At 43.0% G+C, this 15,792-nt stretch carries 11 protein-coding genes and 1 tRNA gene; all 12 read right to left on the reverse strand.

The features are described 5' to 3' along the window. Positions 1-22: 22 nt before the first annotated feature. The 12 genes from fusA to CIK86_RS12120 all read right to left on the reverse strand — a co-directional run bounded on the left by fusA (position 23) and on the right by CIK86_RS12120 (position 15,630). On the reverse strand, positions 23-2,137 hold the full coding sequence (gene fusA, locus CIK86_RS12065; RefSeq protein WP_086995191.1) for an elongation factor G: 2,115 nt from the start codon (positions 2,135-2,137) through the stop codon (positions 23-25). 27 nt (positions 2,138-2,164) lie between these two features. Then, a complete protein-coding gene (gene rpsG / locus CIK86_RS12070; protein ID WP_011326942.1) occupies positions 2,165-2,635 on the reverse strand; it encodes a 30S ribosomal protein S7 in 471 nt (156 codons plus the stop codon). Positions 2,636-2,733: 98 nt separating this feature from the next. After that, positions 2,734-3,108, reverse strand: a complete 375-nt coding sequence (gene rpsL / locus CIK86_RS12075; RefSeq protein ID WP_008165517.1) for a 30S ribosomal protein S12 — start codon at positions 3,106-3,108, stop codon at positions 2,734-2,736. 192 nt (positions 3,109-3,300) lie between these two features. Further along, the gene (gene rpoC / locus CIK86_RS12080) at positions 3,301-7,473 is read right to left on the reverse strand and encodes a DNA-directed RNA polymerase subunit beta' (RefSeq protein WP_086995188.1); all 4,173 of its coding nucleotides are present in this window, start codon (positions 7,471-7,473) and stop codon (positions 3,301-3,303) included. 104 nt (positions 7,474-7,577) lie between these two features. Then, the gene (gene rpoB, locus CIK86_RS12085) at positions 7,578-11,603 is read right to left on the reverse strand and encodes a DNA-directed RNA polymerase subunit beta (RefSeq protein ID WP_086995185.1); all 4,026 of its coding nucleotides are present in this window, start codon (positions 11,601-11,603) and stop codon (positions 7,578-7,580) included. A 270-nt stretch (positions 11,604-11,873) separates the two neighbouring features. After that, complete coding sequence (gene rplL, locus CIK86_RS12090; protein ID WP_011326939.1) at positions 11,874-12,236, reverse strand: 50S ribosomal protein L7/L12; 363 nt, start codon at positions 12,234-12,236, stop codon at positions 11,874-11,876. 74 nt (positions 12,237-12,310) lie between these two features. Next, a complete protein-coding gene (rplJ, locus tag CIK86_RS12095; protein ID WP_011326938.1) occupies positions 12,311-12,805 on the reverse strand; it encodes a 50S ribosomal protein L10 in 495 nt (164 codons plus the stop codon). A 322-nt stretch (positions 12,806-13,127) separates the two neighbouring features. Beyond that, positions 13,128-13,832, reverse strand: coding sequence for a 50S ribosomal protein L1 (gene rplA, locus CIK86_RS12100; RefSeq protein ID WP_086995181.1), 705 nt, complete (start codon positions 13,830-13,832; stop codon positions 13,128-13,130). A 4-nt stretch (positions 13,833-13,836) separates the two neighbouring features. Continuing rightward, entirely contained in the window at positions 13,837-14,265 is a 429-nt protein-coding gene (gene rplK / locus CIK86_RS12105) for a 50S ribosomal protein L11 (RefSeq protein ID WP_058372361.1), read from the reverse strand. Positions 14,266-14,475: 210 nt separating this feature from the next. Continuing rightward, on the reverse strand, positions 14,476-15,039 hold the full coding sequence (gene nusG, locus CIK86_RS12110; RefSeq protein ID WP_002958878.1) for a transcription termination/antitermination protein NusG: 564 nt from the start codon (positions 15,037-15,039) through the stop codon (positions 14,476-14,478). A gap of 4 nt (positions 15,040-15,043) precedes the next feature. Beyond that, positions 15,044-15,421, reverse strand: a complete 378-nt coding sequence (gene secE, locus CIK86_RS12115) for a preprotein translocase subunit SecE (protein WP_086995177.1) — start codon at positions 15,419-15,421, stop codon at positions 15,044-15,046. A 132-nt stretch (positions 15,422-15,553) separates the two neighbouring features. Further along, positions 15,554-15,630, reverse strand: a tRNA-Trp gene (locus CIK86_RS12120). Positions 15,631-15,792: the final 162 nt, after the last annotated feature.

Consider the following 15,792-nt stretch of genomic DNA (forward strand, 5'->3'; position numbering starts at 1 on the left):
ATTGAGTTAAACAAGCTAAAAATCATATTACAGCGCGAGCTGAAATTATTGTCTCTGCAACATGTTTCGATGCTTCGGCGTACTTCAAAAACTCCATAGAGTATGAAGCACGACCCTGTGTTGCAGATCGTAAGTCAGTAGCATAACCAAACATTTCAGAAAGGGGAACCTGTGCATTAATTTGCTTCAGTCCACCTAATGCATCTTCCATGCCTTCGATCATGCCGCGGCGACGGTTTAAGTCACCAACTACATCACCCATGTTTGCTTCAGGAGTGAGTACTTCAACCTTCATTACTGGCTCTAAAAGTACCGGGCTCGCTTGCAGCGCGCCTTGCTTCATTGCCAATGAACCTGCTATTTTAAATGCCATTTCATTCGAGTCTACATCATGGAATGAACCATCATATAAAGTCGCTTTAACGCCAAGTAATGGGTAGCCTGCCAGCACACCTTGAGACATTTGCTCTTGGATGCCTTTGTCTACCGCAGGGACGTATTCTTTGGGAATAGAACCACCTACAGTTTCGTTAACGAACTCGTAAATTGGTGCTTCGTCATCCGTAATATCCATCGGTTCAAGTTTAAGCCAGACGTGACCATATTGACCACGACCACCTGATTGACGTATAAACTTACCTTCAACTTTAACAGTTGAACGGATAGCTTCTCGGTATGCAACCTGCGGCTTACCAACGTTACATTCAACACTGAATTCACGTTTCATACGTTCGACGAGGATATCGAGGTGAAGTTCACCCATGCCAGATATTATAATCTGACTCGATTCTTCGTCGGTTTGTACACGAAAAGATGGATCTTCAGCCGCTAGTTTACCCAGCGCGATCCCCATCTTATCTTGGTCAGCGATTGTGCGAGGCTCAACCGCAACAGAGATTACTGGTTCAGGAAATTCCATACGCTCAAGCGTAATAATGGATTTCGGATCACACAGTGTTTCACCTGTTGTTACGTCTTTGAGACCAATAGCCGCCGCGATGTCGCCTGCGAAGACTTCTTTGATCTCTTCACGTGAGTTTGAATGCATCTGTACGATACGACCAAGACGCTCACGCTTACTTTTAACTGGGTTGTATACCGCGTCACCCTGTTTAACAGTACCAGAGTAAACACGGAAAAAAGTTAAGGTGCCAACAAACGGGTCCGTTGCAATTTTAAATGCAAGTGCAGCAAACGGCGCTTTATCATCAGCAGGACGCTCTTCTTCGGTACCATCTTCTAGGATACCTTGAATTTGTTTCACTTGCGTAGGAGCAGGCATGTATTCAACAACGCAATCAAGCACTGCTTGAACACCTTTGTTTTTAAATGCGCTACCACACGTCATAGGAACAATGTCGTTTGCTAATGTACGTTGGCGTAAAGCTTCTTTTATTTCGGCTTCACTTAACTCTTCACCCTCTAAGTATTTATCCATTATTTCTTCAGTAGCTTCAGCAGCACTTTCAACTAAATGAGAGCGCCATTCATCGGCTAATTCCTGAAGTTCTGCCGGTATTGCCTCATAAGTGAAAGTCATTCCCTGGTCCGCTTCGTTCCAGTTAATAGCTTTCATCTTAATCAGGTCAATAACACCTTTAAAGCCGTCTTCAGCGCCTATTGGCAACTGAATTGGAACAGGCGTTGCTCCAAGACGAGATTTCACCTGGTCAACAACTGCAAAGAAGTCAGCGCCTGTGCGATCCATTTTGTTTACGAAGATCATTCTTGGAACTTCGTATTTGTTCGCTTGACGCCAAACTGTCTCAGTTTGCGGCTGTACACCAGATGAAGCACAAAGAACAACTACCGCACCATCTAATACGCGTAAAGAACGCTCTACTTCGATAGTGAAATCAACGTGTCCTGGAGTATCAATAATATTGATACGATGAGCGTCAAATTGAGCGTCCATCCCTTTCCAGAAACACGTAGTTGCAGCAGAAGTGATTGTGATACCACGCTCTTGTTCCTGCTCCATCCAGTCCATAGTTGCAGCACCATCATGCGTTTCACCGATCTTATGAGAAAGACCTGTGTAAAACAGAATACGTTCTGTTGTGGTGGTTTTGCCTGCATCTACGTGAGCGCAAATACCGATATTGCGATAGCGCTCAAGTGGAGTTGTACGTGCCATAAAATCCTCTTAAAGGTTAAGGGCAGATTACCAACGGTAATGAGCGAATGCTTTATTCGCTTCAGCCATACGGTGAACGTCTTCACGTTTCTTAACCGCAGTGCCTTTGTTGTCAGCAGCGTCAACGATTTCTTGAGCTAAACGTAAGCCCATAGATTTTTCGCCACGCTTACGAGCAGCGTCTACTAACCAACGCATACCTAATGCATTACGACGAACTGGACGTACTTCAACTGGTACTTGGTAAGTTGAACCACCAACACGGCGAGATTTAACTTCTACCTGTGGGCGGATATTATCAAGTGCCGTTTCAAAGATTTCTAGGTGCGACTTGCCTGATTTCTCAGCAGCCACATTTAGCGCACCATAAACGATTTTTTCAGCAGTAGATTTCTTGCCATCTAACATTACGATGTTTACGAATTTCGCAAGAAGCTCCGATCCGAACTTAGGATCTGGAAGAATTTTACGTTGACCTATTACGCGTCTTCTAGGCATTTTGTATCTCCGGTTTATTCAGGTTTGCTCTTATCGAGTCAATAACCCAAAACAATAATTAAAAATATTTAGTGCTTGGCCTTACTAACGGAGAACTATTAGCCTTTAGGGCGTTTAGTACCGTATTTAGAACGAGCTTGGCGACGATCGCTAACGCCTGCACAGTCAAGTGCACCACGAACGGTGTGAAAACGCACACCTGGTAAATCTTTAACACGACCACCACGGATTAGGATTACACTGTGCTCTTGAAGGTTATGACCTTCACCACCAATGTATGAAGTTACTTCGAAACCGTTAGTTAAACGTACACGAGCTACTTTACGTAACGCCGAGTTTGGTTTCTTAGGTGTAGTTGTATATACGCGAGTACATACACCGCGCTTTTGCGGACACGCTTTAAGCGCAGCTGAGTTACTTTTCGTAACCTTGCTACGGCGTGGCTTACGCACTAGCTGGTTAATAGTTGCCATTTAAATAGCTCCTGAAATTAGAATTACTACTGAAAAAATAAAAAATCCGCCCGTTTTTACAAGTTTGTTTTAAACGCACAGGTAAATGGGTGGCGGAATTTTAATGAGCAAAGATTGACCTGTCAACCTAAACCGCTCGCAAGGTAGAAGATATCTACCTTGCGAAAACCTAATCTATTGATTTAGTTTAGTTTATTGATTTCCAGATAAATCCGCATTTAAAGCATCAGTTAGCGCTTGAGTTGCCTCTTCTGCACTTACAGTCTGCTCTTCTACTACTTTGCTTTGTTTACGGCGAGCCATACGTTCTTGATGATACGAAAAGCCGGTACCGGCTGGGATCAATCGACCCACTATTACGTTTTCTTTCAGACCGCGTAACTCATCGCTCTTACCATTCACTGCTGCGTCGGTTAAAACACGTGTTGTCTCTTGGAAAGAGGCTGCAGAGATGAAAGATTCTGTTGCTAGTGATGCTTTTGTGATACCCATTAACTGGATTTCAAACTTAGCTGGGATCTTACCTTGAGCTTCAAGGTCGCGGTTTGCGATATTAACGCGTGCCACTTCAATTTGCTCACCGGCTAAGAAGTCAGTATCACCACCGTGCATAATAGTACATTTACGTAACATTTGACGAATAATAGTTTCAATGTGCTTGTCATTGATCTTAACGCCTTGCAAACGGTAAACCTCTTGCACTTCGTTAACAATGTAGTTAGCAACATGAGTCACACCACGTAAACGTAAGATGTCATGCGGTGATTCTGGACCATCGGCGATAACTTCACCTTTAGACACTCGTTCACCTTCAAACACGTTAAGTTGACGCCATTTAGGGATCATCTCTTCGTAATGATCACCTTCATCTGGAGTAATAACTAAACGCTTCTTACCTTTAGTCTCTTTACCAAAGCTAATTGTACCGGTAATTTCAGCTAAAATAGCTGGTTCTTTCGGTTTACGAGCTTCGAATAAATCGGCTACGCGTGGTAGACCACCCGTGATATCACGAGTTTTCGAACCTTCTTGCGGAATACGTGCTAATACGTCACCTGGGTTTACTGTCGTGCCGTCAACTACTTCAATCGTAGTGAATGAAGGAAGACGTGTTTCGTGTAAGCCGCGCTCTTCACTTTCAATGATAAGCTTAGGTTCTTTCGCATTCGCTTTAGAAAGATCTTTAACAACTATACGGGTTAAACCGGTTAGTTCATCTGTCTGTGTTTCAGTATTCGAGTCATCGATATCGCTGAACGATACTTTTGACTTATGCTCAAGTACGATTGGGTGACTATGCGGGTCCCAAGTAGCAACGATGTCGTTACCTTGAACTTCTGCATTGTCTTGTACTGTTAATACTGCACCGTAAGGTACTTTATAACGCTCTTTTTCACGGCCATAACTATCAATGATAGTAATTTCCGTAGAACGCGAAATAATAGCAATCTTACCGTCTGTATTTAATACGTACTTAGCGTTGTGAAGCTTTAATGTACCGTTAGTTTTAACTTGTACATTATTCTCAGCAGACGCTCTAGATGCCGCACCACCGATGTGGAATGTACGCATCGTTAACTGTGTACCTGGCTCACCAATTGATTGTGCCGCGATAACACCTACTGATTCACCTGCGTTGATGATATGGCCACGTGCTAGGTCACGACCGTAACAGTTAGCACAAACACCAAAGTCATTATCACACGTGATAACAGAACGTACGCGAACTTCATCTACTGAATGCTCTTCTAAAAGGTCACACAGTTTTTCGTCAAGCATAATGTTACGTTCAACAAGTACTGTATTAGTACCTGGAATAACAATATCTTCAGCAACAACACGACCTAGAACACGTTCACGAAGCGCTTCTACAACATCACCACCTTCAATAAGCGGTTTCATTGTTAAGCCATCTTCTGTGCCACAGTCATCTTCATTGATTACCAAATCTTGTGCAACGTCTACTAGACGACGCGTTAGGTAACCAGAGTTAGCTGTTTTAAGTGCTGTATCGGCAAGACCTTTACGCGCACCATGCGTTGAGATGAAGTACTGAAGTACGTTTAGACCTTCACGGAAGTTAGCTGTGATTGGTGTCTCGATGATTGAACCATCTGGACGTGCCATTAGACCACGCATACCCGCCAACTGACGGATCTGAGCAGCACTACCACGAGCACCTGAGTCGGCCATCATAAACACTGAGTTAAATGACGCTTGCTCTACTTCTCCACCTTGTGCATTAATAACTGTGTCTTTCGACAAGTTAGACATCATCTCACGTGATAAGTTTTCATTTACACGTGACCAAATATCGATAACTTTATTGTACTTTTCACCAGCCGTTACAAGACCTGATTGGAATTGTTGGTTGATTTCAGTAACTTCAGCTTCAGCTGCTTCAATGATCTGCGCTTTAACCGGTGGGATAACTAAGTCATCAATACCGATTGAAACACCTGACTTCATTGCATAATGGAAACCGGTGTACATAATTTGGTCAGCAAACATAACGGTGTCTTTAAGACCAAGACGACGGTAACACTCATTAATTAAGCCAGAAATCTGCTTTTTACCTAGCGGCTGATTGATTGACTCATACGGCATGCCTTTTGGTAAAATTAGCGACAGAATTGCACGACCAACAGTTGTATCGATAACAGTGATAGTATCTTCTACTACGCCGTTTTCGTTTTTAACTGATTGACTAATACGTACTTTCACAATTGCGTGAAGGTCTGCATTGCCACTACGGTATGCTTTTTCTGCTTCTTTTGGATCTTTAAATATCGCGCCTTCGCCTTTAGCGTTAATACGGTCACGAGTCATGTAATAAAGACCCAATACAACATCCTGTGAAGGAACGATGATTGGCTCACCATTCGCAGGAGATAGAATGTTGTTTGTAGACATCATTAAGGCACGAGCTTCAAGCTGCGCTTCAATTGTTAGCGGTACGTGTACCGCCATTTGGTCACCATCGAAATCGGCGTTGTAGGCCGCACATACTAATGGATGCAAATGAATCGCTTTACCTTCGATAAGCACAGGTTCAAACGCTTGGATACCCAAACGGTGAAGTGTTGGTGCACGGTTAAGTAATACTGGATGTTCACGAATTACTTCGTCAAGCACATCCCATACTTCCGGCATTTCACGTTCAACCATCTTCTTCGCAGCTTTGATTGTCGTAGCCATGCCGCGACGCTCTAGTTTGCCATAGATGAATGGTTTGAATAGCTCAAGTGCCATCTTCTTAGGAAGACCACATTGGTGAAGCTTAAGTGTAGGACCCACTGTAATTACAGAACGGCCTGAATAATCTACACGCTTACCAAGTAAGTTCTGACGGAAACGACCTTGCTTACCCTTGATCATATCGGCAAGAGATTTAAGAGGACGTTTGTTAGAACCTGTAATTGCACGACCACGACGACCGTTATCAAGTAGCGCATCTACCGCTTCTTGTAACATACGTTTTTCGTTGCGTACAATAATGTCTGGTGCTGCTAAATCTAGTAGACGCTTAAGACGGTTATTACGGTTAATAACACGACGGTAAAGGTCATTTAGATCAGACGTCGCAAAACGACCACCGTCTAGTGGTACTAATGGGCGTAGATCAGGTGGCAATACTGGAAGTACTGTCATGATCATCCACTCAGGGTTGTTACCTGATTGGTGGAACGATTCCATTAACTTAAGACGTTTGGTAATTTTTTTACGCTTAGTTTCAGAGTTAATTGTTGGTAACTCTTCACGCATTTCAGCAATTAATTGTGCAAGATCGAGTTCACGAAGCAAGTCTAAAACTGCTTCAGCACCCATCTTAGCTTCAAACTCATCACCATGCTCTTCAAGTGCATCTAAGTATTCTTCTTCACCTAATAGCTGACCACGCTCAAGCGTTGTCATACCAGGCTCAGTTACTACGAATGATTCGAAGTAAAGAACACGTTCAATATCACGAAGCGTCATATCTAGCATTAAGCCGATACGTGACGGTAATGATTTTAAAAACCAAATATGCGCAACTGGGCTCGCAAGGTCAATATGACCCATACGATCGCGTCGCACTTTAGTGAGTGTAACTTCAACGCCACACTTCTCACAGATCACACCGCGGTGTTTAAGACGCTTATATTTACCACATAAGCATTCATAATCTTTCACTGGGCCGAAAATACGGGCACAGAATAAGCCATCGCGCTCAGGCTTGAAAGTACGGTAGTTAATGGTCTCAGGTTTCTTTACTTCACCGTATGACCACGAACGAACCATGTCTGGTGAAGCAAGACCAATGCGAATTGCATCGAATTCTTCGGTCTTATTTTGTTGCTTCAGAAACTTAAGTAAGTCTTTCACCTTAGCTCTCCTGTCGGAGTTAATCTTGAGGACGGGTAGTCTCGTCCCTACATTCTATTCGGCCGTAACAGATGCTGCAGCGTTAACTGCAGCATCTAATTGGCTTAATTTTCTTCCAACTCGATGTTGATACCCAGTGAGCGGATTTCTTTTAACAATACGTTAAACGATTCTGGCATACCTGGTTCCATTTTATGGTTACCATCAACGATGTTTTTATACATCTTAGTACGACCGTTCACGTCATCCGATTTCACTGTTAGCATTTCTTGTAGAGTGTAAGCAGCACCGTAAGCTTCAAGTGCCCATACTTCCATCTCACCAAAACGCTGGCCACCGAACTGTGCTTTACCACCCAGCGGCTGCTGAGTAACAAGGCTATAAGAACCAGTAGAACGCGCATGCATTTTGTCATCAACTAAGTGATTCAGTTTCAGCATGTACATGTAACCAACGGTTACTTGACGTTCGAACTGATCGCCAGTACGGCCATCATAAAGTGTAACCTGACCACTTCTTGGGTAGCCCGCAAGCTCTAGCATGTCTTTGATTTCGTTTTCTTTCGCGCCATCAAATGCTGGAGTAGCTATTGGTAAACCACCTTTTAAGTTTTCAGCCAAACGACGAATTTCGTCATCTGTAAAGCTATCAATGTCTACTACTTGACGAGATTCGCCAATTTCGTAGGCTTGCTTGATGAAGGCGCGTAACTCATGCAGCTCACGTTGCTCTTTCATCATTTCTTCAATGCGTTCACCAATACCACGTGCAGCTAGACCCATATGTGTTTCAAGGATCTGACCGATGTTCATACGTGATGGTACACCCAGTGGGTTAAGTACGATATCTACCGTACGACCTTTATCATCGTATGGCATATCTTCTACTGGTACGATAGTCGAGATAACACCTTTGTTACCATGACGACCCGCCATTTTATCACCCGGTTGGATACAACGTTTAACAGCTAGGTATACTTTAACAATCTTAAGTACGCCAGGTGCTAGGTCATCGCCTTGAGTGATTTTACGACGTTTGTTTTCAAATTTCTTATCGTATTCAGCTTTAAGCTCGTCATACTGGGCTGCTAATTGCTCAAGCTCAGCTTGCTTGTCTTCTTCAGCAAGGCTTTGCGTAAGTAGCTTCTCAGCATTTAATAACGCTAATTTGTCTTCATCAAAGCCAGCTGCGATAAGTAACTTACGCGCACGGTCTAATACACCAGCTTCTAGAATACGGAACTCTTCGTTGAAGTCTTTCTTCGCATCGCGAAGCTGCATTTCTTCAACTTCTAACGCACGCTTATCTTTTTCAACACCATCACGGGTGAAAACTTGCACGTCAATTACAGTACCAGTTACAGAATTTGGTACACGTAAAGAGCTGTCTTTAACGTCAGACGCTTTTTCGCCGAAGATAGCTCGTAGTAGCTTCTCTTCAGGAGTTAATTGCGTTTCGCCTTTCGGAGTCACTTTACCTACTAGAATATCGCCGCTTTTAACTTCAGCACCAATATAAACAACGCCTGATTCATCAAGCTTGCCTAGTGCAGATTCGCCCACATTCGGGATATCTGCAGTGATCTCTTCAGAACCTAATTTAGTATCACGGGCAATACACTGTAGTTCTTGAATGTGGATAGTCGTTAGACGATCTTCTTCAACTACGCGCTCTGATAGTAAGATTGAATCCTCGAAGTTATAACCATTCCATGGCATAAATGCCACGCGCAAGTTTTGACCAAGAGCTAAGTCGCCCAAGTCAGTCGAAGGACCATCTGCTAACACATCGCCACGAGTAACCGGTTCGCCAACCATACAAGTTGGTTTTTGGTTAATACATGTATTTTGGTTAGAACGTGTGTATTTGGTTAAGTTGTAAATGTCGATGCCCGCTTCGCCTGGAACGCGTTCTTCTTCATGTACATTAACAACGATGCGACTTGCGTCACAATACATTACTTCACCACCACGTTTTGCAACGATAGTAACACCAGAGTCTTTCGCTAGTGTTAACTCAATACCAGTACCTACTAACGGCTTATCCGCTTTCAATGTTGGTACTGCTTGACGTTGCATGTTTGAACCCATCAATGCACGGTTAGCATCATCGTGTTCTAGGAACGGGATAAGTGCTGCCGCTACAGAGATCACCTGTTGTGGTGATACATCCATATATTGCTGGTCCATACGTCCCATAAAGGTAGATTCACCTTTGTGACGACATGGAATAAGTTCATCTACAAACTCATTGGTTTCGGTTAAGTTTGAGTTCGCCTGTGCGATAACAAACTGACCTTCTTCAATGGCTGATAGGTAATCAACTTCATCAGTTACAACACCGTCTACCACTTTGCGGTAAGGTGTTTCTAAGAAACCATAATCATTAGTACGTGCGTACGTAGATAATGAGTTAATTAGACCGATGTTTGGACCCTCAGGAGTCTCGATTGGACATACGCGACCATAGTGAGTTACGTGAACGTCACGTACTTCAAAGCCTGCGCGCTCACGAGTTAGACCGCCCGGCCCTAATGCAGAAATACGACGCTTATGCGTTACTTCTGATAGCGGGTTATTTTGGTCCATAAACTGTGATAACTGAGACGAGCCGAAGAACTCTTTAACCGCTGCCGAAATAGGCTTAGCGTTAATAAGATCTTGTGGCATTATCGCATCTAGGTCACCTAAGCTTAAACGCTCACGTACAGCACGTTCTACACGTACTAAACCTACACGGAATTGGTTCTCAGCCATTTCGCCAACACTACGGATACGACGGTTGCCTAAGTGGTCAATATCATCTACATCGCCAACACCGTTACGAATAGCAATCAATACCTTCATAACCGACACGATGTCTTCTTTGCTTAATGTGCCTGGGCCTGTATCGGTATCGTAACCGACACGGCTATTGAACTTCATACGACCTACCGTTGATAAGTCATAGCGCTCTTCTGAGAAGAACAAGTTCTGGAATAAGGCTTCAGCCGCGTCTTTCGTCGGTGGCTCGCCTGGGCGCATCATGCGATAAATTTCTACTAATGCTTCTAAACGGCTGCTTGAAGAGTCAATGTTCAAGGTATTTGACATGTAAGCACCGCTGTCCACTTCATTGATATATAACGTATCAATTTTAGTGTGACCGGCTTTAACCAATTCAGCCATTAATTCAAGCGTTAGCTCGTCATTTGCATTAGCTACAACTTCACCTGTTGACTCATCAACATAGTTTTTCGCTAATACACGACCAATGATGTACTCATGTGGTACTTCTAATTGCTTAATGCCTTTTTTCTCGATGTTCTTGATATGGCGAGCCGTAACACGACGACCACTTTCAACAAACACTTCACCGTCTTCGCTCTTAATATCAAAAGCGGCGGTTTCACCACGTAAACGTGAAGGTACCAGTTCCATAAGAACTTTACCGTCAGTTACTTCAAACGTAGTGTTGTCGAAGAAAATACCAAGAATGTCTTCACTCGAGTACTCAAGTGCACGTAAGATAATAGACGCCGGTAATTTACGACGACGGTCAATACGTACATATAAGTTATCTTTTGCATCAAATTCAAAGTCTAACCATGAACCACGATATGGGATAACACGTGCGTTATATAACACTTTACCCGATGAGTGAGTTTTACCGCGGTCGTTATCAAAGAATACACCAGGGCTACGGTGTAGCTGAGAAACGATAACACGCTCTGTACCATTGATTACAAAGGTACCGGTATCGGTCATGAGCGGAATTTCGCCCATGTAAACTTCTTGCTCTTTAATGTCTTTAACTGTGCCTGGAGCTTCTTTGTCCATAACTACAAGACGCAATTTCACGCGAAGTGGAGCAGAATAAGTCACACCGCGAATTTGACATTCTTTTACATCGAAAACTGGCTCGCCAATACGATAACTTACGTATTGCAGCTCAGAATTTCCTGAGTAGCTTTTAATTGGGAACACAGAACGGAAGGCTGCTTCCAAACCATGATCGCCATCAGCGTCAGGCACTAAGAATTTTTTAAACGATTCTAACTGTGTAGATAGTAAGAAAGGTATATCCAAAACTTGTGGACGTTTACCAAAATCCTTACGGATACGTTTCTTTTCAGAATAAGAGTAAGCCATGGGGTTCCTCAGCTTGCTGATCTTTGACCCGACCTGTTCTTGTAAGAACAGACTTAACTGGCATCTATGCCAAGATTTACAACATTTGATTGTTGTTCTAATTTAGTCCCACTTTAACACTAGCAAACTATAAAGCGTTGAAAGTAAAGAAAAAACCAGATTTTATTTGAACTAAAAGAGTGCATCACTCTATAGCGCAAAAAGGCCGGTGATTAAATAATCACCAGCCCTTGCCTGATTTCTCAGGCAGCGAACTTAGCAAAAGCTAAATTACTTAACCTCAACTTCAGCACCAGCTTCAGTAAGGTCTTTAGCAAGAGCTTCAGCTTCTTCCTTAGAGATACCTTCTTTAACAGGTGTTGGTGCAGCTTCAACAAGAGCTTTCGCTTCTTTAAGGCCTAGGCCAGTTGCGCTACGAACTGCTTTGATTGCAGAAACCTTGTTAGCGCCAGCGCCAGTAAGGATTACATCAAATTCAGTCTTTTCTTCAACTGCTTCAGCAGCTGGACCAGCTACCATACCAGCAGCAGCAGTTACGCCGAATTTTTCTTCCATTGCTTCGATAAGAGCAACAACGTCCATTACTGACATTTCAGCAATTGCGTCAAGGATTTGGTCTTTAGATACAGACATTTCAAATTTCCTAATAATTAACGGACTTTAAGTCCAAATAAATTTTACACCGAAAGGGATTAAACAGCTTAAAATTAAGCAGCTTGCTCTTCTTTCTGTACACGTACTGCTTCAATTGTTTTACACAATTTACCAGCAGACGCTTCTTTCATAGCGCTCATTAAGCGTGCAACAGCTTCGTCGTATGTAGGTAATGTAGCAAGCATTGCTGCATCAACAACATTTCCTTCAAAAGCGGCCGTTTTAAGCTCAAATTTCTCGTTCTTTTTTGCAAAAGCAGAAAAGATACGCGCAGCAGCACCTGGGTGCTCTGATGAGAAAGCGATTAAGCTTGGACCAACAAATGAATCAGAAAGGCACTCAAACTGTGTTCCTTCAAGAGCACGTTTTGCTAAAGTGTTACGGACAACTTTCATCCAAACACCATTTGCACGAGCTTCTTTACGAAGGGCAGTGATTGCGCCAACTGTTACACCACGAGAATCTGCAACAACTGCAGATAGAGCACCATTGGCTGCTTCGTTGACTTCAGCAACTATTGCTTGTTTGCCTTGAAGATTTAAAGCCATGGGTGTTACTCCTGGTTTAATGGGGTTACCGACACTCGGTGTCCCCTGTTCTACTCTTCCCTATCAAACAAGATAGAGATGCTTTTTACGGCGAGAGCCAGAAGGATTAGGAAAAATCTATCTGGGGTCTACACCGTCTACGTAGGTGAGTATTAAGGCCGAAGCCACCTACGGTCTTGGACGGAAGTCCAATTTATCGATTTACCCTAAGGTGCAACGAAATTATGGACTTCAACCCGAATTCTTTACTTTGCTGAAAAACGAATTAACCAACAAAATGGCGCGAAATTATAGTACAAATTTCACGCCATGTAAACACCGATTAAGATACAGTAGTGCTTAACGTGTTTTGGTCAACAGCAACGCCTGCGCCCATTGTTGTAGAGATGCTTACTTTCTTCACGTAAACACCTTTAGCTTGAGAAGGTTTAGCCTTCTTAAGCGCAACAATTAGTGACTCAAGGTTTTGTTGTAATTGCTCAGCAGTGAAATCAACCTTACCAATAGTGGTATGGATGATACCATTTTTGTCATTACGGTAACGTACTTGACCCGCTTTTGCATTTTTAACTGCTTCAGCAACGTTAGGTGTTACTGTACCAGTCTTAGGGTTTGGCATTAGACCACGTGGGCCTAAGATTTGACCTAGTTGACCAACAACACGCATAGCGTCTGGTGATGCAACAACAACGTCAAAGTTCATCTCGCCTTTTTTAACTAGCTCAGCAAGATCTTCCATACCTACTAATTCAGCACCGGCTTCTTTCGCAGCTTCTGCGTTAGCGCCTTGTGTGAATACTGCAACGCGAACGTCACGACCAGTACCGTTAGGTAGTACAGTTGCACCACGAACGTTTTGATCAGATTTACGAGCATCGATACCAAGGTTAACAGCAACGTCAACACTTTCTACGAATTTAGCTGTCGCTAACTCTTTTAAAAGCGCGATCGCTTCGTTGATTTCGTAATCTTTAGTTACTTCCACTTTTTCGCGGATAGTACGCATACGTTTAGTTAATTTAGCCATATTCTTAGTCCTCTACGCTCAAGCCCATCGCACGAGCAGATCCTGCGATAGTGCGAACCGCAGCTTCTAAATCAGAAGCTGTAAGGTCAGCTCGTTTAGTCTCAACAATCTCTTCAAGTTGAGCACGAGTTACTGTGCCTACTTTTTCAGTGTTAGGACGGCCTGAGCCTGATTTAACGCCAGCTGCTTTAAGTAGCAAGTATGCTGCAGGTGGAGTTTTCATGTCGAACGTAAAAGAACGGTCACCGTAAACAGAGATCACTACAGGAACTGGAGCGCCTTTTTCGATAGACTCTGTACGTGCGTTAAACGCTTTACAGAATTCCATGATGTTCACACCGTGTTGACCTAGTGCAGGACCTACTGGTGGACTAGGATTAGCCATACCAGCGGCAACTTGTAGCTTGATTAGAGCTTCAACTTTTTTAGCCATTATAAATACCTCATTAAGTGGGTCTCAGCCTTGTGCGCGCGAGGACGCGTACTCTAACGGCTCCCCAATTTAAAAAATTGTTTCGTACTTTTTGTAGCGTAAATTAATTTACCCAAATACAAAAAGGCCGCTGATTATAAGTTAATCAGCGGCCTTTTTCAAGCTTCGTGCCAAATTTTATAGAAAAATTAGCATCACTTTTTTAATCAATTACTTATCTTGTTCAACTTGACCAAATTCAAGTTCAACCGGTGTAGAACGACCAAAAATAAGTACCGACACTTTAACGCGGCTCTTTTCGTAGTCAACTTCTTCAACAACACCGCTAAAGTCAGCAAATGGACCGTCAGTAACACGAACAACTTCACCTGGTTCAAATAAGGTAGCAGGTTTAGGTGCTTCAGCATTTTCTTGTAGGCGATTAAGAATGCGCTCAGCTTCTTTAGGGCTGATAGGAGCAGGACGATCAGACGTACCGCCAATAAAGCCCATAACGCGTTCTGTGCTGTTCACTAAGTGCCAGCTTGCGTCATTCATATCCATTTGTACTAATACATAACCTGGGAAGAATTTACGCTCAGATTTACGCTTTTGGCCAGCGCGCATCTCAACAACTTCTTCAGTTGGTACTAGTATCTCACCAAAGCTCGATTCTAGACCTTCGATTTTAATATGTTCAATTAACGTTTGAGCTACACGCTTTTCGTAACCAGAAAAGGCCTGTACTACATACCAACGTAACTTAATTTCTTTGTTCTCGTTCTCATCCGACATGGGATCAGATCTCCAATCCAGTTAAAAAGCCTACAGCGCGGAATAAAATGCCATCTAATCCCCAAAGGATAAGTGCCATTATCACTGTTGCAACCATTACAATTAATGTCGTGTGGGTAGTTTCTTGACGCGTTGGCCAAATTACTTTGCGCACTTCAATTCTTGCTTCTTTAGCAAAAGTAAGGAAAGTACGTCCTTTAGCTGTTTGCGAGGCAATTGCTAAACCAGCTGCTATTGCAACTACAACGCCAATCGCACGTAGTAATACAGACTGATCTGCAAACATGTGATTACCAACAACTGCGCCTGCAAGTAGCACTATTGCTACTAACCACTTTACTGACTCCATCGCACTTGATGGCGTTTCTACATTCGTGCTCATAATATTATTACCTTAACTACAGACACAACAACCCTACGCTATGATAGGGTTAATCCATTAAAATCTAAACTTAAAAACAGACTTATTTAAACCGATTTTTAACCCCAGACTTACCCGCATCGCGAGTAATATTGGCAGGGGCGGAGAGATTCGAACTCCCAACCGTCGGTTTTGGAGACCGCTGTTCTACCAATTGGAACTACGCCCCTGCAAAGTGGATGCCTATTATACTTACGCAGTTCATTAACACAAGAGTAAAGATTGTCATCTGATAAAATCTTCACCGTTAATTTACACACCGCATTATTTAACCACTTAACCCGCTAAATTAATATTTATTTATGCAATAAAAAGTCATTCCTGCAATGAGT

Source organism: Pseudoalteromonas sp. JB197 (assembly GCF_002332205.1).
GTDB lineage: Bacteria > Pseudomonadota > Gammaproteobacteria > Enterobacterales > Alteromonadaceae > Pseudoalteromonas > Pseudoalteromonas nigrifaciens.

Bases quoted from the DNA above. Each gene is read 5' to 3' on its own strand.
- fusA (WP_086995191.1), bottom strand. From the start codon at position 2,137: ATGGCACGTACAACTCCACTTGAGCGCTATCGCAATATCGGTATTTGC.
- rpsG (WP_011326942.1), bottom strand. From the start codon at position 2,635: ATGCCTAGAAGACGCGTAATAGGTCAACGTAAAATTCTTCCAGATCCT.
- rpsL (WP_008165517.1), bottom strand. From the start codon at position 3,108: ATGGCAACTATTAACCAGCTAGTGCGTAAGCCACGCCGTAGCAAGGTT.
- rpoB (WP_086995185.1), bottom strand. From the start codon at position 11,603: ATGGCTTACTCTTATTCTGAAAAGAAACGTATCCGTAAGGATTTTGGT.
- rplL (WP_011326939.1), bottom strand. From the start codon at position 12,236: ATGTCTGTATCTAAAGACCAAATCCTTGACGCAATTGCTGAAATGTCA.
- rplJ (WP_011326938.1), bottom strand. From the start codon at position 12,805: ATGGCTTTAAATCTTCAAGGCAAACAAGCAATAGTTGCTGAAGTCAAC.
- rplA (WP_086995181.1), bottom strand. From the start codon at position 13,832: ATGGCTAAATTAACTAAACGTATGCGTACTATCCGCGAAAAAGTGGAA.
- rplK (WP_058372361.1), bottom strand. From the start codon at position 14,265: ATGGCTAAAAAAGTTGAAGCTCTAATCAAGCTACAAGTTGCCGCTGGT.
- nusG (WP_002958878.1), bottom strand. From the start codon at position 15,039: ATGTCGGATGAGAACGAGAACAAAGAAATTAAGTTACGTTGGTATGTA.
- secE (WP_086995177.1), bottom strand. From the start codon at position 15,421: ATGAGCACGAATGTAGAAACGCCATCAAGTGCGATGGAGTCAGTAAAG.